We start from the raw sequence: 18,842 nt of genomic DNA on the forward strand, positions 1-18,842 counted from the left end.
ATCAGCGCGACTTGGGTGCCTGCGCCGGGGTCGCCGGAGCGGGTGCGGCGGCAGCGCCCTGACCCTGGCCACCGGGCTGCCAGCCGGCCGGCGGCGTGATGCTGACGCTGGGGACCAAGCCGTTCAGTTCGGTGATGACGGCAGGCGTGATGTCCGCGCCAGCGCCGAAGCTTTCGGTCGCCTGCTTCTTGAACACGATTTCCGACTTGGTCTTGGCGGTCGCGGCCTTCAGCGCGTCGTCCAGCTTGTCGACGATCTGCTGCTCGACATAGGCGCGAGCCAGGCCGATCGGCTGGCCCATGCGCTGCAATTCGGCCTGTGCGGCCTGCTGTGCCTGCTGATACTGCTGATACTGGGTTTCGATCGCCGGGGTCGGCTTGTTGCCAGCGGCCTTCAGCGCGGTCTGAAGCGCGTCGCCCTTGGTCTTGAGGTCCGCCTCGATCGCGGTGCGACGCGTGTTGAGCGCATCGATCTGCGGCTTGTAGGTGGTCTGCATCTGGCTGATCGCCGTGGTGAAGGCAGCGCTCTTGGCGACGGCTTCTTCCAGGTCGACCACGGCGATGCCCGACTTGGTCTGGGCAACGGCCGGAACGGCGGTCATCGCGATGGCAGTCATGGGTGCCAGCGTCAGAGCCGCGGCCTTGAAAATCGTCTTCATCAGAATTGAGTCCCTACGTTGAAGGTGATGAGCTTGTTGTCGTCCCCTGGTTCTTTCAACAGGGCCTTGGCGATGTCGATCCGGAACGGGCCGAAGGGCGAGTTCCAGTTGACGCCAAAGCCCACCGACAGACGCGGCTTGAGCGTGTCGCCGAGATATTCTTCCTCGAACGCGCCACCGGCATATTCGACGGTCGAGCCGACCGGCGCCGCGTTACAACTGCCAACCGCCGGCGCGCGTACCTGCGTGGCGGTCGTACCGGTCGTCACGGTGCAATAGCCGGCAAACTTGCCATCGCCATTGATCAGACCCGGATTCTTCAACCCGGCGACCGCGCCTGCATCCATGAAGATCGAGGGGCGCAGGCCCATTTCACGCGCGCCCGAACCCAGCGGAATTTCGACTTCCGCGCGGGCCAGATAATAGACCCGGCCACCCAGTGCGTCATCCGACACATTGTTGTTGCCGTTGTTGCGGACATAGGTCGTGACGCCATCGGTCGTCTGCGCCTGGAGATAATAGCGCTTCACGCGCGGGCCGACGCCGCGAATGTCGAAGCCGCGGAACTGCGGTTCGCCCAGGAAGAAGCGGTCGGTCAGACGGACGGGATCAACTTCTTGCCCAGTAGAATCGCGGCGGGTTCCTTCCAGGCTGTGGATATAGCCACCCTCGCCCGACAGCGAGAAGATGAAGCCACCGCCGAGTGGTACATATTTCGCACCCTGCAAACGGGTACGGACATATTTCACGCTGCCGCCAAGGCCCGCGAAATCCTGGCTCAAAGTGACGTTCTGGCCACGCGTAGCCCGGATGCGGTTGTCCCGGGTGTCGTAGATCAACGAATAGCCGATCGACGACGTCGCGCGCTTGCCAATCGCGTCGCACAAATAGCGTCCGCCTTGCAACGGATCGCAACTATCTGCGTCGCTGTTACCCCGAATGCCATCGCCGTTGTTGTCGGTGTAATATGTGGTCCTGTCGAGCGTCACATCGTCCAGGTTGAGGCTGTAGCGCAGCGCCAGCGACATATATTCGGTGATCGGCACGCCCGCACGAATCTGGAAGCCGGTGGTCGACTGCTCATAAGTGGTATTGCGGGTGTTATTGGTCAGATAGTTGAAGCTGTTGAGATCGCGGCGATAGATGTCGCCGCCGATCGCGATATTCTTGTCCATGAAATACGGCTCGGTAAAGCCCACTTCCACCGACTTGCTATAGGCCGAATAATTGACCGAGGTGCGCAGTTCCTGGCCCTTGCCGCGGAAGTTGCGCTGCGTGATCGACGCCGACACGATGAAGCGTTCAAGGCTCGAGAAACCGGCCGACAGCGACAATTCGCCGGTCGACTTTTCCTGCACGTTGGTTTCCAGCACGATGCGGTCGGGCGCGGAGCCCGGCTTCTGCTCGACGTCCAGCTTCTCCTGGAAGAAGCCGAGCGAATTGATGCGATCCTTCGACCGCTTCACCAGGAAGCTGTTGAACGCGTCGCCTTCGGCCAGGCGGAATTCGCGGCGCACGACCTTGTCCTGCGTCAGCGTGTTGCCGTTGATGTCGACCCGCTCGACATAGACGCGCGGCGCGTTGGCGATGCGGAAATTAATCCCCATCGTCAGGTCTTCCTTCGACCGGTTGAAGTCCGGCGACACGTCGGCGAAGGCATAGCCGAACAGGCCGGCCGTCTCGCTCAGCGTATCGACCGTGTCTTCGACCTGCTTGGCGTTGTACCAGTCGCCCTTCTTCATCGGCAGGCGCTTGGTCAGGCCGTCGCCGGACAGGTCGCGAATGTCGGATTCGACCTTCACGTCGCCGAATTTGTAGCGGTCGCCTTCTTCCACCACATAGGTGATGATGAAGTCCTGCTTGTCCGGCGTCAGCTCCGCCACGGCGGAAATCACGCGGAAATCGGCATAGCCTTCGGTCAGGTAGAATTGGCGCAGCTTCTGCTGGTCATAGGCCAGACGATCGGGATCGTAGCTGGTGCCCGACGAAAAGACGCGGAACCAGCGCGACTGCTTGGTCACCATCTGGGTGCGCAGCTCGCCGTCCTTGAACTTCTCGTTGCCGATGATGTTGATCTGGCGGACCTTGGATTTCGGCCCTTCCGAAATCTCGAAGACGATGTCGACGCGGTTCTGGTCCAGCTGGACCATCTTCGGCTCGATCGTCGCGGCGAAACGGCCCTGGCGACGATACAGTTCGACGATACGGGCAACGTCCGCGCGCACCTTGGACCGCGTGTAGATTTGGCGCGGAGCCAGTTTTATTTCAGGACGAATCTTGTCTTCCTTGAGGCGCTTATTACCTTCAAGGACGATACGGTTGATGACCGGGTTTTCCTTCACCTCGACGGTGAGCGATCCGTTGTCGTTACGGATCTGGACGTCCGCGAACAGCTCCGTTTCGTACAGGTCGCGCAGCGCCTGGTCCAGGCTCTCCTGGCTGTAGGGCTGGCCGATGCGCAGCTTGGTGTAGGACAACACCGTGTCCGGTTCCAAGCGCTGGGTGCCGATCACGCTGATGGCGCGGATCGTGCCCTGCGTCGGCGCAGTGGCGGCCGGCGCTCCTGCGGGCGCGGCCAGCGTGCCTGCCGGTGCCGGCGTCTGCTGGGCCGCCGCTTGCTGGGCCTGCACGCCCGCAATCATGGTCGTCGCCAACAGGGCGGCCACGACCGGGCGCTGCCTCAAGCTGCTCTTCATCGCTGTCACCCGCATCACCTCAAAAACTCGCAATAAAATGTTTCCGCCGACACAGACGACGCCAAACCGGGCTTCCCTGCCCGATGCGCGTCAACCGATCAAGCCGGACAGGCTCTTCCAAAGCCCGAAAGACGACAAATCGTTGAAAGTCACCAGCAGCATCATCGCCATCAGCACCGCCAGGCCGGACCTGTAGGCCCATTCCTGCGCCTGCGCGCTGACCGGGCGCCGCTGCACCGCTTCGATCCCGTAAAAGAGCAGATGCCCGCCATCCAGCATGGGAATTGGCAACAGGTTGATGAACCCCAAGTTAATCGAGATGAGCGCCACGAAGAAGATGAAGCTTTCGATGCCCAGCGTCGCCGCCTGGCCCGAAACCTGCGCGATCTTCAACGGCCCGCCCAATTCCTTGACCGACCGGCCGCCACTGAAAATCTGGCCCATCGTCTCGACCATGGTGCGCACGATCTGCCCCGTGCGCTCGATCGCCACCACCGGCGCGCGTAGCAGGCTCACCGGCTCAACCACCGGATCGCCGGGCGCCAGGCCCAGCCGACCGATCTGGAATGTGTTGCCGAAACCGTCATCCTCGGTGACGCTGCCGATCTTGCCGTCGCGGGCGAAGGTCTTGCCGTCCCGCTCGATCACCATCGCGACCGCTTCGCCGGGGCGGATCTGCGCATAGAGGCGGATATCGTCGAAGGTCGCCATGTCCCGGCCGCCCAGCGACACGATCCGGTCGCCGGCCTTCAGCCCAGCCGCCGCCGCCGCGCTGCCCGGCTGCACCACGCCCGCCACTGCCGGCGTGAGGCTTTCACCGTGGACGAAGGCGAAGGTCGCCAGAATCAGGATCGCGAACAGGAAATTGATCGCCGGCCCGGCCGCCACGATCGCCGCGCGCTGCCACAGCGGCTTGGCCGGGAAGCTTTCCGCCCGGTCCTGCGCCGACATTTCCAGCCAGGCCGGATCGGTCATGCTCGCCGCATTCATGTCGCCCTTGAAACGGACATAGCCCCCCAGAGGCAGCGCCGCGACGCGCCAGCGGGTACCGCGCCGGTCGACCCAGGCGAAGATTTCCGGCCCGAAGCCGATCGAAAAGGCTTCCGCCTTCACCCCGCACCAGCGCCCGACCAGATAATGGCCCAGCTCATGCACGAAGACGAGCGGTCCGATGACCGCCACAAAGGCGAGTGCGGTCAACAGGAAACCGGGATTGTGGATCAAGCCGTCAATCTTTCCATCACTCGGCCCGCTTCCTCGCGCGCCTGTCCGTCTGCGGCCAGCACATCGTCGATCGTAGCAGGGCTGGCCGCGCTATAACGGTTCAACACATCCTCTACAATCATGGCGATATCAAGGAAGCCGATCCGCCCAGAAAGGAAGGCCGCGACCGCCACTTCATTGGCCGCATTCAAAATGGCCGGGGTCGCACCGCCCGCCTGCGCCGCATCGCGCGCCAAGCGGAGCGCGGGAAAGCGTTCCAGATCAGGTGCTTCGAAATCGAGCCTGCCAATGCGTGCCAGGTCCAGCGGCTGACACGGCGTGGCGATCCGCTGCGGCCAGGCCAGCGCATGGGCGATGGGAATGCGCATGTCCGGCGACCCCAACTGCGCCAAAGTGGACCGGTCGCGATATTCGACCATCGAATGAATCACCGACTGGGGGTGCACCAATATCTCGATCCGGTCCAACCCGACCGGGAAGAGATAGGCCGCCTCGATCAGTTCCAGCCCCTTGTTCATCATCGTCGCGCTATCGACGCTGATCTTGGCGCCCATCGACCAGTTGGGATGCGCCACCGCCTGCGCCGGCGTCATCGCCGCCATCTCGTCGCGGCTCTTCGTGCGGAACGGGCCGCCGCTCGCGGTCAGGGTAATTCTTGCGACATCTTCCAAACGGCTGCCGGCAAGGCATTGGAAAATCGCATTATGCTCGCTGTCGACCGGCAGCAACGTCGCACCCGAAGCGCTCGCCGCCGCCATCATCAGCGCGCCGGCCGATACCAGCGACTCCTTGTTGGCCAGCGCCACCGTACCTCCGGCCTTCAGCGCCGCGATGGTCGGCCGCAGCCCCGCGCAGCCCACGATCGACGCCATGGTCCAGTCCGCACCCGTCTGCGCCGCCGAAACCAGAGCCTCCTCGCCCGCCGCCGCCTCGACACCCGACCCGGCCAGCGCCTCTTTCAGCGCGCCGTACAGCCGTTCCTGCCCGACCACGGCAAACTGTGCGCCGGTCGCCTTCGCCTGCGCCGCCAGGCCGTCCACATCGCTGTTCGCAGTCAGCGCCACGACCTTATAGGCATCGGGCTCGCGCCGGATCAGGTCCAGCGTCGACAGGCCGACCGATCCGGTCGCACCGAAAATAGAGACGCTTTTCATGCGCCTGCGACCAGGAGCCAATAGAGGATGGCAGCCAGCGGCGCGGCCGTCGCCACCCCATCCAGCCGGTCCATCACCCCGCCATGACCCGGCAGCAACGTCCCGCTATCCTTCACGCCCGCCCGGCGCTTCATATGGCTCTCCAGCAGGTCGCCCGCCTGCGCCGCCACCGCCAGCAGGCCGCTCGCCGCCGCCAGCTGGATCGGCAGGTCGGCAAAGCGATGCAGCAGGAAGCCCAGCACCAGCGCGGCCAGCACGCCGCCGGCCAGCCCCGCCCAGGTCTTGGACGGGCTGATCCGCGGCGCCAGCTTAGGCCCGCCGATCGAACGGCCCGCAAAATAGGCGCCGATATCCGTCGCCCACACCAGCCCCAATGCCCAGAAGGCCAGCAGCAGCCCGAAGATATTCGGCTCCTGCCCGCGCAGATAGAGCAGGGCCACGATCGGCAGGCAGATATAGGGAATGCCGAGCGCCAGCTTCACGCTGCGGCTGGTGAACAGGACGAAGAAGAATGCCGCCGCCCCCGCGATCAGCACCGGCCAGTCGATCCCGGCCGCATAGGGGCACAGCAGCGCCAGCGGGATCGACACGGCAAACATCGCCGACTTGCGCCGCTCGGGGGTCGCCCCGGTCAGTTCGCCCCATTCCCCCTGCATCAACACGCCGGCTATCACCAGCAGCGTCCAGAAGATCAGGCCACCCGACAGCAGCGCACCCAGCGCCACCGCGATCAGCGCGACGCCCACGATGCTGCGGGTCCGCAATTCGCTCGTCATTCGATCACAATCCGCCGAAACGGCGGTCCCTCATGCGGAACGCATCCAGCGCCTGGGCCAGAGCGTCGGCGCCGAAATCCGGCCATAGCGTGTCGGTGAAATAAAGCTCGGCATAGGCCGCCTGCCACAGCATGAAATTACTTAGCCGCTGCTCGCCCGACGTCCGGACCATCAGGTCCAGCGGCGGCAGCCCGGCGGTGTATAGCGCCCCGTCGATATCGGCCGCGCCGATCGCCTCGGCCGCGATCTCGCCCGCTGCCGCACGCGCCGCCAAGGCCTGCACCGCCTGCACCATCTCGTCCTGCGCGCCGTAATTGAGCGCGATCGCGATGATCGGCCCGCTATTGCCCGCCGTGCGCGCCATCGCACCTTCGATCAGGTCGACCAGCGAGGGTTCGAGCGCACGATAATTGCCGATCACCCGCAACCGCACGCCATTGGCGTGAAATTCGTCGATATCGGACTGGATGAAATGGCGCAGCAGCCCCATCAGGTCCGCGACTTCGCTCGCCGGCCGCTTCCAATTTTCGGAGGAAAAGGCGTAGAGCGTCAGACATTCCAGGCCCAGATCCTGCGCCGCCCGCGCCACGCGCCGTACCGCCTCCACGCCCGCCCGATGACCGGCCACGCGCGGCAACAGCCGTTTCTTGGCCCAGCGGCCATTGCCGTCCATGATGATGGCGACATGGCGCGCGCCATGGTCGGACGCGACGCTGGTCAGATCGGGCTTGGCTTGAGTGGCCATCAGAAGGACATGCGTGTTTTGGCCGCGAAAGAAAAGCCCCGGCTTACTGGCCGAGGATTTCCTTTTCCTTCGACGTCGCCAGCGCGTCGATATCCACGATCGTGCTGTCGGTCATCTTCTGCACTTCGGTTTCCAGGCGCTTGCGCTCGTCTTCGCTGATTTCGCCCTTCTTCTCGTCGGTCTTCAGGCTGTCCATGCCGTCGCGGCGGACGTTGCGCACCGCGATGCGCGCGCCTTCGGCATATTTGCTGGCGAGCTTGGCCAGTTCCTTGCGCCGTTCCTCGGTCAGGTCGGGGATCGGCAGGCGCAGCGTCTGCCCGTCGACGATGGGGTTGAGGCCCAGGCCCGCCGAGCGGATCGCCTTGTCGCACGGACCCACATTGGTCTTGTCCCACACCTGCACCGACAACATGCGCGGTTCGGGCGCGGACACGGTCGCCACCTGATTGAGCGGCATGTTCGCGCCATAGACGGTGACCATGACGGGATCGAGCAGCTGCACATTGGCGCGGCCGGTGCGCAGACCCGTCAGGTCGCCACGCAGCGCTTCGATTGCGCCGGCCATGCGGCGCTCCAGGTCGGACTTGTTATATTGCGGCATGACTTAGGACTCCTGATTCTGCACGATCGTCGCGACACCCTGCCCGGCCAGCACGGTGGCAAGGTTCCCGGTTTCACGGATGTTGAACACGACGATGGGAATGTTGTTTTCACGGCACAGCGCGATCGCGCTGGCATCCATGACCTTCAGATTATCGTTCAGAACCTGATCGAAACTGATGCTTTCATAACGGACAGCGTCGGCGACCTTCTTGGGATCGGCATTGTAGATGCCATCGACGCTGGTGCCCTTGAACAGGGCGTCGCAATTCATTTCCGCCGCGCGCAAGGCTGCGGTGGTATCGGTGGTGAAGAAGGGGCTGCCGGTGCCCGCTGCAAAGATGACGATCCGGCCCTTTTCCATATGCCGCTCAGCCTTGCGGCGGATATAGGGTTCGCACACCGACGCCATCGGAATGGCCGACTGGACGCGGGTATCATAGCCCAGCTTCTCCAGCCCGTTCTGCACCGCCAGTGCATTCATGACGGTGGCGAGCATGCCCATATAATCGGCGCTCGCCCGGTCGAAGCCCTTGGCCGCACCGGCCAGCCCCCGGAAGATATTGCCGCCACCCACGACGACGCAGATTTCGAACCCGGCATCCTTGGCGGCCGCAATTTCCCCTGCGACACGCGCCACGGTTTCCGGCTCGATACCGAACTGCCCCTGCCCCATCAGCACTTCGCCGGACAATTTCAACAGGATGCGCTTGTAGGCAGGCCGGGTCATGCGGGGCAAGAATCCTTGGATAGGTGGAAAGGGAAAGCGGCCGGACATTAGTGGCGCATGTGCATAATGGGAAGGGCGATTGTTGCCGATATGCAGCTTATCGCGCAGGCATGTCGAGAAGCGCCGCCAGTTCGGGATGGCGCGGCCCGGCCAGCGGATTGACGACGGCAACGCCGTGCGTGACGAAGCCATGCTGCATGTCTTCATATGCAAACGACACCGCAAACACGACGATCCTTTGCAATTCCGGGAATTTTGGGAATGTCGGCCAACCGATCAGAAGCGGACACCCTTTTACCCTCTCCCGCTTTCGCGGGAGAGGGTACGGAGACTTGGCAGCTTGCTGCCTTAGTCGCAGTCGGTGAGGGTCTTTCTTCTTTCTGGACAACCACTTCCTGCCAAAAAGAAGGAAGACCCTCACGCAACCCTCTCCCGTGAAAAACGGGAGAGGGCTAAAAAAACCGCCAGTCTGCTCTCCACCCAAATCAGCCCTTAGCCACCAGCAATAAGCGCATTTTGAGCAACGGCACCCACTTTTCTCAGCATGATGAACAATCCACCCAATGCCTGAGATGGATAACGACCCGCCGCTCAATATCCCAGCAATCACGCACCCCAACCCAACGAAAAAGGGGCGCCCCTTTCAGGACGCCCCTTCCTTTTTTCCGTATCGCTTGGAAAGCGGTCGATCAGACGCCGGCGGCGGCCGCGACTTCCGCCGCGAAGTCGCTGACTTCCTTTTCGATGCCTTCGCCCAGCTGGAAGCGGACATAGGACTTCAGCGTGATGGTCGCGCCCGCATCCTTGGCGGCCTTGGCGACGACGTCGGCGACCGGCGTCTTGTTGTCCATCACGAAGATCTGCGACAGCAGGGCCTGTTCCTTGGCGAACTTGGCGACCGCACCGTCGACCATCTTGGCGACGATTTCGGCGGGCTTACCCGATTCGGCGGCCTTTTCGGCGGCGATGGCGCGTTCACGCTCCAGCAGCGCCGGGTCGATGTCGTCGGCCGACAGCGCCAGCGGGAAAGCGGCGGCGATGTGCATGGCCAGCTGCTTGCCCAGCGGCTCCAGAACGTCGGCCGGCGCATTGCCTTCCAGCGCGACCAGCACGCCGATCTTGCCCAGGCCCGGCGCAGCCGCGTTGTGGACGTAGGGAACGACGACGCCTTCGGTCACTTCGACATGCGCGACGCGACGGACATTCTGGTTCTCGCCGATGGTGGCGATGTTGGCGACCAGCTTTTCGGCGATCGTGCCGCCGGCGGGGTGCGCCTGCGCGGTCAGCGCTTCGGCATCGGCAGCGCCGCTTTCCAGAGCGACGGTCGACACGGTGCGGACGAAGTCCTGGAACTGGTCGTTCTTGGCAACGAAGTCGGTTTCGCTATTCACTTCGACGGCGACGCCCTTGGTGCCGGCGACGACGACGCCGACCAGGCCTTCAGCGGCGGTGCGGCTCGACTTCTTCTGCGCAGCGGCCAGACCCTTGGCACGCAGCCAGTCGGTTGCCGCTTCGATGTCGCCATTGGCTTCGGTGAGCGCCTTCTTGCAATCCATCATGCCCGCGCCCGAACGGTCGCGCAGTTCCTTGACGGCGGCAGCAGTAATCTCGGCCATGTTTCGGCTCCTAAATTCTTGGATGGTTCAAAAATTCATATGTTCAAAATAGGCGTTAGGGCGCGTTCCGATGGAGCGCGCCCTCTTGGGTTGCGTTCCCCGGCGCGGGCCGGGGTCCAGTTGGACGGTCCGATCTGGCTCCCGACTTTCGCCGGGAACCAGCTATCTTATACCGATCGCAACCCTCTAGTTCGCCAATCTTGCAGTCGTGCGACGCTTTTAGGCTTCGGCAACGATCTCTTCGGCGGCCGGCTCGTCCAGCGCGCCCAGATCGACACCCGAAGCCTGCTGCGCACCACGGTTGCCCTTGGTGGCGGCGGCGGCGATGGCGTCGCAGTAGAGGCGGATGGCGCGGCTGGCGTCATCGTTCGCGGGAACCGGGAAGGCGATGCCGTCGGGCGACACGTTCGAATCCAGGATCGCGACGACCGGGATACCCAGCGTGTTGGCTTCCTTGATCGCCAGCTCTTCCTTGTTCGCGTCGATCACGAACATCACGTCGGGGATGCCGTTCATGTCGCGGATACCGCCCAGCGACAGTTCCAGCTTCTCGCGCTCGCGCGTCATCTGAAGGACTTCCTTCTTGGTGAAGCCGTGGGTATCGCCCGACAGCTTTTCCTCGAGGGTCTTCAGGCGCTTGATCGAACCCGAAATGGTCTTCCAGTTGGTGAGCATGCCGCCCAGCCAGCGATGGTTGACGAAATGCTGGCCCGACTTGCGGGCGGCGTCTGCGATCGGGTCCTGCGCCTGGCGCTTTGTACCCACGAACAGCACCTTGCCGCCGGCGGCGACGGTGCCCGACACGAAGTCGAGCGCACGGCCGAACAGGGGCACGGTCTGCGACAGGTCAAGGATGTGGATGCCGTTGCGCTCGCCGAAGATGTACGGCTTCATGCGCGGATTCCAGCGGTGGGTCTGGTGGCCGAAATGGGCGCCAGCCTCGATCAATTGGTGCATGGTGACGACAGGTGCCGCCATAATAGTTCTCCTTCCGGTTGGCCCTCTGGGAATCAGGAACCGCGAAGCTGCCTCAAAGGCGGCGCGTGGCACCGGATATGTCGATTCCCATGTGGAATGGTCGCGCCTTTAGCGTCAAAAAAAATGATTGGCAAGGGTTGACGCTGTTCTCGAATGAGAACATAAAGGGAACAGACGGAACAAATACGGTTAACGCCCGTTCAATCCGTCATAATGAGCCATGTCGTGTAGATGGCAAGACAGAAAGTGATCCTTATGTTCGCTCTTGTTGCCGCAACCCTGTTCTCCGGCGCTTTCCTGCTGGCCATCGGCACCATTGCCTGGATGTTCGCACTCTATCATGACAAGATGGTGGCAGCGCTCCAGTTCGAACCGATCCCGCAGAACCCGCCGGTCTACCACATCCGCATCCGCCGCCCCCGCGTGGCACAGCCGGCACCCCGCCAGACCCGCATCACGCACAGCCGCGCGCTGGCCGCCTGAACGAGGCAAGCCTGAACGATCAGGCTTCCTTCATCCCGTTCGCGCTGAGCCTGTCGAAGCACCGCACTCTTTCTGGATGAACGCCTCATCTTGAACCGTTCGCTTCCAGCGCAATCGAGAAGCGACTAGCGCCATAGATCTGGCGAACGGTCCATCGCTATTCAGACAGTCGGCGCAGCCGCCGCACTTTCCCGCTGCTTGCGCACCTTGGCGTAGGACATGATCCCGAACGGGATCAGCGCCACATAGACCGCGCAGATCATCAGCAACGTCAGCCAGGGATCGGTCACCAGCAACGCGGCCAGCAAGCCCGCCAGCGCGATCATCTCCAGCCGGATGCGCTTGCGCAGCCGCAGCGCCGACCAGCTATAGGTCGCGATGTTGGAAATCATCAGGAAGGCGACGAACGCCGCCCAGGGCGCCACCACATACCAGGCGCGGAAAATATCTTCGCCCGTCACCAGCCACAGATAGAGCGGCACGAAGGCCAGCCCCGCCCCCGCCGGCGCCGGAACGCCGGTCAGGAAGCCCGCCGACTTGTGCGGCTGCTCGTCCGCATCGATCGCCGCATTGAACCGCGCCAGACGCAGCGCGCAGGACAGCGCATGCGCCAGCGCGAAGATCCAGCCGAATTTCGGCATGGCATAAAGCGACCAGAGATAGAGGATCAACGCCGGCGCCACGCCGAACGCGATCGAATCGGACAGCGAATCCAGTTCCGCGCCGAAGCGGCTCTCGCCGCGCAACATCCGCGCGATCCGCCCGTCCAGCCCGTCAAGAACACCCGCGAACAGGATGGACAGCACCGCCCGCTCCCACTCGCCCGAAATGCCGTAACGCACCCCGGTCAGGCCGAAGCACAGCGCCATCGCCGTCACCGCATTGGGCGCCAGCATCCGCAGCGTAATGCCCCGGCGCAGCCCGCGCGGCACCGCCCGCCGCTGCCGGCTCATGCCAAAAGGCCTTTATTCATAACAGCCGTTCGCCCTGAGCTTGTCGAAGGGCGCGTTCGTGCTTCGACAAGCTCAGCACGAACGGACCAAGATTTAGAAGCGCGAAGAAAAATCACTGCTGGATACCCGCAATCACGCGCGTATCGCCCATCTGCCCCAGGATCGTCTCGCCCGCGACGGTGCGCTGGCCCAGGATCACGCGCGGCGCGGTGCCGGCGGGCAGATAGACGTCGACGCGGCTGCCGAAGCGGATGAGGCCGATCCGCTGCCCCGCCGCGACCATGTCGCCGGGCTTCACGAATGGCACGATCCGCCGCGCCACCAGCCCCGCAATCTGCGTGAAGCCGATGCGCACGCCATCATGCCGCTCGACCAGGATGTGCTGGCGCTCATTATCCTCGCTCGCCTTGTCCAGGTCCGCGTTCAAAAACTTGCCACTGATATAGACGACCGACTTGATCGTCCCGCCGATCGGCGTGCGATTGATATGCACGTCGAACACGCTCATGAAGATCGACACGCGGATCAGCGGCTGGTCGCCCAGCCCATGCTCGCCCGCCATTTCGCGCGGCGGCGGCACCCGCTGGATCAGCGTGACGAGGCCATCGGCCGGCGCGATGATCGCGCCCTCATCCTGCGGCACGGCGCGCACCGGATCGCGGAAAAAGGCGAAGACCCAGATCGTCACCATCAGCATCAGCCAGCCGACGATTTCCCAGCCCAGCAGGAACAGGACGGCGGTGATCGCCACGGCGATCAGACCGAACTTCATCCCCTCCGGATGGACCGAAGGGAAGCGCCATTTGACATTGCCGCCGGCGGCAATCGTGATCTCATCATTTTCCATGGTCACCGTCTTTAGGGAGAGAGCCGCCCCCTGACAACGACCGATCCGGGACAAGGCTCCGCACAAGGCAGATTCATGACCCTGCACGGTTGAACATTGCCGCCGCTTTCCCTAGTGCGTCCCCATATTCCACCCAGTAGAAAGAAGGCGAATAGGCGCTATGGCGAAGATCAAGGTGAAGAACCCCGTCGTGGAAATCGACGGCGACGAAATGACCCGCATCATCTGGGAATGGATTCGCGAACGCCTCATTCTCCCCTATCTCGACATCGACCTCAAATATTACGACCTCAGCGTCGAAAAGCGTGACGAGACGAACGATCAGATCACGATCGATTCCGCCAACGCGATCAAGGAATATGGCGTCGGCGTAAAGTGCGCCACCATCACCCCCGACGAACAGCGCGTCGAAGAATTCAACCTCAAGTCGATGTGGAAGTCGCCCAACGGCACCATCCGCAACATCCTGGGCGGCGTCGTCTTCCGCGAACCGATCGTCATTTCCAACGTCCCCCGCCTGATTCCGGGCTGGACCAAGCCGATCGTCGTGGGCCGTCACGCATTCGGCGACCAGTATCGCGCCACCGATTTCAAGGTGCCCGGCGCCGGCAAGCTGCGCCTCGTCTTCGAAGGCGAAAATGGCGAAACGATCGACCGCGAAGTGTTCGACTTCCCCGGCTCGGGCGTCGCCATGGCGATGTACAACCTGGACGATTCGATCCGCGACTTCGCGCGCGCCTCGTTCAACTATGGCCTCAACCTGAAGTGGCCGGTGTACCTGTCCACCAAGAACACCATCCTCAAGGCCTATGACGGCCGCTTCAAGGATCTGTTCCAGGAAGTGTTCGAAACCGAAGGCTTCGCGCAGAAGTTCAAGGACACCGGCATCGTCTACGAACATCGCCTGATCGACGACATGGTCGCCTCCGCGCTCAAGTGGAGCGGCGAATTCGTCTGGGCCTGCAAGAATTATGACGGCGACGTCCAGTCGGATCAGGTGGCACAGGGCTTCGGCTCGCTCGGCCTCATGACCTCGGTTCTGCTCTCGCCCGACGGCAAGACGGTAGAAGCGGAAGCCGCCCACGGCACCGTCACCCGCCACTATCGCCAGCATCAGCAGGGCAAGGCGACCTCGACCAACCCGATCGCCTCGATCTTCGCCTGGACCGGCGGCCTCAAGTTCCGCGGCAAGTTCGACGAGACGCCCGAAGTCGTCAAGTTCGCCGAAACGCTGGAGCGCGTCTGCATCCAGACCGTCGAAAGCGGCGCGATGACCAAGGATCTGGCGCTGCTGATCGGTCCGGAACAGTCGTGGATGACCACGGAGCAGTTCTTCGAAGCGATCCGCGCCAACCTGGAAACCGAAATGGGCAAGTGGGCCTGAAAGTAGGGAACTGATCTGCGCCTGCGCGGTTCAGTACGGAAGCGGAATGAGGCGGCGCCGGATACCCGGCGCCGCCTTTTCCTTTTTAATACGGCCTCAAAATGGCTTGTTCCCCGGCGAAGGCCGGGGTCCAGCTCCACCCGCAGGACTGGACCCCGGCCTTCGCCGGGGAACGGCTGCCGACAGATTGCGACGAGGGAGATTGCGCAGTGACCACCGCCACCAAGAAACGCCTGGACGTCCGCGCCGCGGTCCCGTCCGACGTGCGCGGCATTCAACGGCTGATCGCCCGCGCCTATCCGGGCATGCCCAATTATTCGCTGGCCACCATCCGGGGTCAGATCAACAATTTCCCCAATGGCTGTTTCGTCGCCCTCTATGACGACCGGGTGGTTGGCTATTGCGCCACGATGCGCGTCAGCAAGGCGATGGCCTTTGCCGTCCATGACTGGGATGAAATCACCGCCAACGGCTTCGGCACCCGGCACAGCGCGGCGGGCGAATGGCTCTACGGCTATGAAATGGCGGTCGATCCCAAGCTGCGCGGGTTGCGCATCGGCCAGCGCCTCTATGACGAGCGCAAGGAACTCACGGAAGAGCTGGACCTGCACGGCATCGTCATCGCCGGCCGCATGCCCGGCTACGCCCGCGCCAAGCGCCGCGTCCACGGCCCGGCCGATTATCTGGACAAGGTCGTCACCGGCAAGATGCGCGATCAGGTGATCAGCTTCCAGCTCAAGAACCAGTTCGAACCGCTCGGTGTCCTCGAAAACTACCTGCCCGAAGACAAGCAGTCGGACGGCCACGCCGCCCATCTCGTCTGGCGCAATCCCTATGTCGATCCCGACGAAGCGCCCGAAATGCGGGTGCCGCGCGGCGTCGAAAGCGTCCGCATCGCCACCTGCCAGCTTCAGGCGCGCGCGGTCGAGAATTTCGACGAATTCATTCGCAACGTCGAATATTTCGTCGATGTCGCGGCCGATTATCGCTCCGACTTCATCATCTTCCCCGAACTCTTCACCCTGCCGCTTCTCTCCTACGAGACGAAGAAGCTGACCCCGGTGGAGGCGATCGACAAGCTGACCGCCTATACCCCGCGCCTGACCAAGGAGCTTGGGCGGATGGCGCTGGAATATAATATCAACATCATCGGCGGTTCCCACCCGACCCGTGCCGACGATGGCGATATCCAGAATATCGCCTATGTGGCGCTCCGCGATGGCTCGATCCACACGCAGGAAAAGATCCATCCGACCCCCAACGAAGCCTTCTGGTGGAACATCAAGGGCGGCGATTCCCTCGACGTGATCCAGACCGACTGCGGCCCGATCGGCGTACTCATCTGTTACGACAGCGAATTTCCCGAACTCGCCCGCCGCCTGGTGGATCAGGGCGCGCGCATCATCTTCGTGCCCTTCTGCACCGACTCGCGCCTGGGCTATCTGCGCGTGCGCTATTGCGCGCAGGCCCGTGCGATCGAAAATCAATGCTATGTCGTCATGTCGGGCAATGTCGGCAATCTGCCGAACGTCGACAATATGGACATCCAATATGCCCAGAGCGCGATCCTGACCCCCTGCGATCTCCCCTTCGCGCGCGACGGCATCGCTGCGGAATCGACGGAGAATGTCGAAACGCTGACCATGGCGGACGTCAACCTCGCCGACCTCAGCTGGGCCCGCGCCGAAGGGACCGTCCGCAACCTGCGCGACCGCCGTTTCGACCTCTATCATATCGAATGGGACAGCAACCCCGACCACAGCCACGCCCCCAGCGGCGGCCCCGTCCCCGCCGGCGGCCACAACGCGCCCGGCGGCGGTTAACATCCTTATCCCTCTCCCCTCAGGGGGAGAGGGCTGCGCAGACTTAGCAGCGTGCTGCCTAGTCGAAGCTGGGTGAGGGGGAAGCAACCTCACGAAAACAGGCTGGCCTTGCGCCAATACCCTTCGCCCAGCCATATTTTGCCGCGATCAAACCAACCTAATCGCCACCATCCCCGCCATCGCACCCATCATCCGCGCCATGGCCTGAATCGCCACCACCATCGCTCCCGCTACCACGCCGGCGGCGCCCCTCGCCATGCCGGTCGTTCCACCAGGCCAGCCCGAAAAAGGCCAGCATCAGCACGATGACGAAAGTGGCGCCCCCGCTCACTCCACCGTCACGCTCTTCGCCAGATTGCGCGGCTGATCCACATCCGTGCCCTTCAGCACCGCGACATGATAGGCCAGCAACTGCACCGGCACGGCATAGACCATCGGCGCGATCAGCGGGTGGACCTTGGGCATGGTGATCGTCGCCAGGCATCCTTCGCCCGCCGCCTGCACGCCGTCATAATCGGAAATCAGCACCACCTTGCCGCCGCGCGCCTGCACTTCCTGCATATTGCTCACGGTCTTTTCGAACAAAGGCCCGCTCGGCGCGATGCAGATCACCGGCACCAGTTCGTCGATCAGCGCGATCGGCCCATGCTTCATCTCGCCCGCGGCATAGCCCTCGGCGTGGATATAGCTGATTTCCTTCAGCTTCAGCGCCCCTTCCAGCGCGATCGGATAATCGGTCCCGCGCCCCAGATACAGCACGTCGCGCGCCGGCACGATATGATGCGCCATCGCCTCGATCGCCTCGTCATAGGCCAGCGCGCCGTTGATCGCGGCGGGCGCCTCGGCCAGATGGCGGACGATCTCCTTTTCCTCCGCCGGGGTCAGCCGCCCCTTGGCGCGGGCGAGGTTCGCGGCAAAGGCCGCCAGCACCGCCAACTGGCAGGTAAAGGCCTTGGTCGACGCCACGCCGATTTCCGGACCGGCGTGGGTGGGCAGCAACAGGTCCGCCTCGCGCGCCATCGAACTGGTCGGTACGTTGACGACCACCGCGATCTTCTGCCCTTGCGAGCGCGCATAGCGCAGCGCGGCCAGCGTATCGGCCGTCTCGCCCGACTGGCTGATGAAGAGGGCAAGCCCGCCTTCTTCCATCACCGGCTCGCGATAGCGAAACTCGCTGGCGAAATCCAAATCCACCGGCACGCGGGCAAATTGCTCGAACCAGTAGCGCGCGACCATGCCCGCATAGAAGCTGGTGCCGCACGCGACGATGGTGACGCGGCGGATCGCCGACAGGTCGAAATCGGGGATCGGCAACGACACGCGGTCGTCCATCCGTTGCAGATAGGCTTTGAGCGTCTGGGCCACGACGACCGGCTGCTCGTAAATTTCCTTCTGCATGAAATGGCGGTGATTGCCCTTGTCGATCATCGCGCCGGACACGCCGCTGATCGTCACGGGGCGCTCGACCGGGTTGTTATCCTTGTCGAAAATCTCCGCGCCCTGTGCCGTGATGACGACCCAGTCGCCCTCTTCCAGATAGGCGATGCGCTGCGTCAGCGGCGCCAGTGCCAGCGCGTCGGACCCCAGATAGGTTTCCCCGTCGCCATAACCCACCACCAGCGGCGACCCCAGCCGCGCACCAATCAGCATGTCGGGATGGCTGCGGAACAGGATCGCCAGCGCAAAGGCGCCATGCAGGCGCGGCAGCACTTGGCGCACCGCATCCTTGGGGCTGGCACCCTGCTCCACCAATTCGCTCACCAGATGGGCGACCACCTCGGTATCGGTCTGGCTGTCGAAGGTCCGGCCCCGCGCGATCAGCTCGTCGCGCAGCGGTTTGAAATTCTCGATGATGCCATTGTGGACCAGCGCCACTTCGCCGGTCGCATGGGGGTGCGCGTTGCTCGTCGTCGGCGCGCCATGGGTGGCCCAGCGGGTATGCGCGATGCCGGTCGTGCCCGGCAGCGGCGATCCGGCCAGCTCCTTCACCAGATTGTTGAGCTTCCCCTCGGCCCGGCGCCGGTCGATCGCCCCGCCATGCACGGTGGCCACGCCCGCGCTGTCATAGCCGCGATATTCCAGCCGCTTCAGCCCGTCGACCAGCCGCTCCGCAACGTCGTCCTTGCCGATGATTCCAATGATACCGCACATGGTGGAAAGCCCCGTAGAAGCAGA

Annotated in this window: 18 protein-coding genes; 3 read left to right on the forward strand and 15 right to left on the reverse strand. The window is 63.5% G+C overall.

All coding sequences use genetic code 11. The features are described from left to right. Position 1: 1 nt before the first annotated feature. The 11 genes from F4U94_RS16500 to rpsB form a co-directional block, all read right to left on the reverse strand. A complete protein-coding gene (locus F4U94_RS16500) occupies positions 2–658 on the reverse strand; it encodes an OmpH/Skp family outer membrane protein (protein WP_120250529.1) in 657 nt (218 codons plus the stop codon). Continuing rightward, a complete protein-coding gene (gene bamA / locus F4U94_RS16505; RefSeq protein ID WP_172598769.1) occupies positions 658–3,354 on the reverse strand; it encodes an outer membrane protein assembly factor BamA in 2,697 nt (898 codons plus the stop codon). The genes F4U94_RS16500 and bamA overlap by 1 nt, the downstream gene beginning before the upstream one ends. A gap of 90 nt (positions 3,355–3,444) precedes the next feature. Further along, on the reverse strand, positions 3,445–4,578 hold the full coding sequence (rseP, locus tag F4U94_RS16510) for an RIP metalloprotease RseP (RefSeq protein ID WP_120250531.1): 1,134 nt from the start codon (positions 4,576–4,578) through the stop codon (positions 3,445–3,447). Further along, a complete protein-coding gene (locus F4U94_RS16515) occupies positions 4,575–5,732 on the reverse strand; it encodes a 1-deoxy-D-xylulose-5-phosphate reductoisomerase (protein WP_120250532.1) in 1,158 nt (385 codons plus the stop codon). The genes rseP and F4U94_RS16515 overlap by 4 nt, the downstream gene beginning before the upstream one ends. After that, positions 5,729–6,508, reverse strand: a complete 780-nt coding sequence (locus F4U94_RS16520; RefSeq protein ID WP_120250533.1) for a phosphatidate cytidylyltransferase — start codon at positions 6,506–6,508, stop codon at positions 5,729–5,731. Before F4U94_RS16520 ends, F4U94_RS16515 begins: the two co-directional genes overlap by 4 nt. 4 nt (positions 6,509–6,512) lie before the next feature. Continuing rightward, positions 6,513–7,253, reverse strand: a complete 741-nt coding sequence (uppS, locus tag F4U94_RS16525) for a polyprenyl diphosphate synthase (RefSeq protein WP_120250534.1) — start codon at positions 7,251–7,253, stop codon at positions 6,513–6,515. 43 nt (positions 7,254–7,296) lie between these two features. Next, complete coding sequence (frr, locus tag F4U94_RS16530) at positions 7,297–7,854, reverse strand: ribosome recycling factor (protein ID WP_120250535.1); 558 nt, start codon at positions 7,852–7,854, stop codon at positions 7,297–7,299. Between the two features lie 3 nt (positions 7,855–7,857). Continuing rightward, a complete protein-coding gene (gene pyrH / locus F4U94_RS16535) occupies positions 7,858–8,583 on the reverse strand; it encodes a UMP kinase (protein WP_120250536.1) in 726 nt (241 codons plus the stop codon). Positions 8,584–8,680: 97 nt separating this feature from the next. After that, positions 8,681–8,803, reverse strand: a complete 123-nt coding sequence (locus F4U94_RS25375) for a PIN domain-containing protein (protein ID WP_145986218.1) — start codon at positions 8,801–8,803, stop codon at positions 8,681–8,683. Between the two features lie 469 nt (positions 8,804–9,272). Then, positions 9,273–10,199 (reverse strand): translation elongation factor Ts, encoded by a 927-nt coding sequence (gene tsf, locus F4U94_RS16545; protein WP_150412015.1) that lies wholly within the window; start codon positions 10,197–10,199, stop codon positions 9,273–9,275. Between the two features lie 219 nt (positions 10,200–10,418). Beyond that, complete coding sequence (rpsB, locus tag F4U94_RS16550) at positions 10,419–11,177, reverse strand: 30S ribosomal protein S2 (protein WP_120250538.1); 759 nt, start codon at positions 11,175–11,177, stop codon at positions 10,419–10,421. Between the two features lie 255 nt (positions 11,178–11,432). On the opposite strand from rpsB, the gene F4U94_RS16555 reads away from it, so the two are divergent. After that, positions 11,433–11,660: a hypothetical protein gene (locus tag F4U94_RS16555; protein WP_150412016.1), complete on the forward strand. Its 228-nt coding sequence runs from the start codon at positions 11,433–11,435 to the stop codon at positions 11,658–11,660. Between the two features lie 161 nt (positions 11,661–11,821). Here the strand turns inward: F4U94_RS16555 and F4U94_RS16560 are convergent, their stop codons facing one another. Together F4U94_RS16560 and F4U94_RS16565 are read right to left on the reverse strand one after the other, a co-directional pair. Further along, complete coding sequence (locus tag F4U94_RS16560; RefSeq protein ID WP_120252110.1) at positions 11,822–12,556, reverse strand: CDP-alcohol phosphatidyltransferase family protein; 735 nt, start codon at positions 12,554–12,556, stop codon at positions 11,822–11,824. Positions 12,557–12,725: 169 nt separating this feature from the next. Then, positions 12,726–13,460, reverse strand: coding sequence for a phosphatidylserine decarboxylase (locus tag F4U94_RS16565; RefSeq protein WP_150412017.1), 735 nt, complete (start codon positions 13,458–13,460; stop codon positions 12,726–12,728). Positions 13,461–13,620: 160 nt separating this feature from the next. Here F4U94_RS16565 and F4U94_RS16570 point away from each other — a divergent pair, with 160 nt between their 5' ends. Beyond that, the gene (locus tag F4U94_RS16570; RefSeq protein ID WP_120250541.1) at positions 13,621–14,844 is read left to right on the forward strand and encodes an NADP-dependent isocitrate dehydrogenase; all 1,224 of its coding nucleotides are present in this window, start codon (positions 13,621–13,623) and stop codon (positions 14,842–14,844) included. Positions 14,845–15,053: 209 nt separating this feature from the next. Beyond that, positions 15,054–16,667 carry a carbon-nitrogen hydrolase family protein gene (locus F4U94_RS16575; protein WP_120250542.1) on the forward strand — a complete coding sequence of 538 codons (1,614 nt, stop codon included), beginning with the start codon at positions 15,054–15,056 and terminating at the stop codon, positions 16,665–16,667. 157 nt (positions 16,668–16,824) lie between these two features. On the opposite strand, the gene F4U94_RS24410 is transcribed toward F4U94_RS16575, so the two are convergent. Both F4U94_RS24410 and glmS read right to left on the reverse strand, forming a co-directional pair. After that, entirely contained in the window at positions 16,825–16,998 is a 174-nt protein-coding gene (locus tag F4U94_RS24410; RefSeq protein WP_161600395.1) for a hypothetical protein, read from the reverse strand. Continuing rightward, a complete protein-coding gene (glmS, locus tag F4U94_RS16580) occupies positions 16,995–18,818 on the reverse strand; it encodes a glutamine--fructose-6-phosphate transaminase (isomerizing) (protein WP_120250543.1) in 1,824 nt (607 codons plus the stop codon). The genes F4U94_RS24410 and glmS overlap by 4 nt, the downstream gene beginning before the upstream one ends. Between the last annotated feature and the right edge of the window lie 24 nt (positions 18,819–18,842).

Origin of the sequence: Sphingobium limneticum, assembly GCF_008710155.1 — a bacterium.
Classification (GTDB): Bacteria; Pseudomonadota; Alphaproteobacteria; order Sphingomonadales; family Sphingomonadaceae; genus Sphingobium; species Sphingobium limneticum.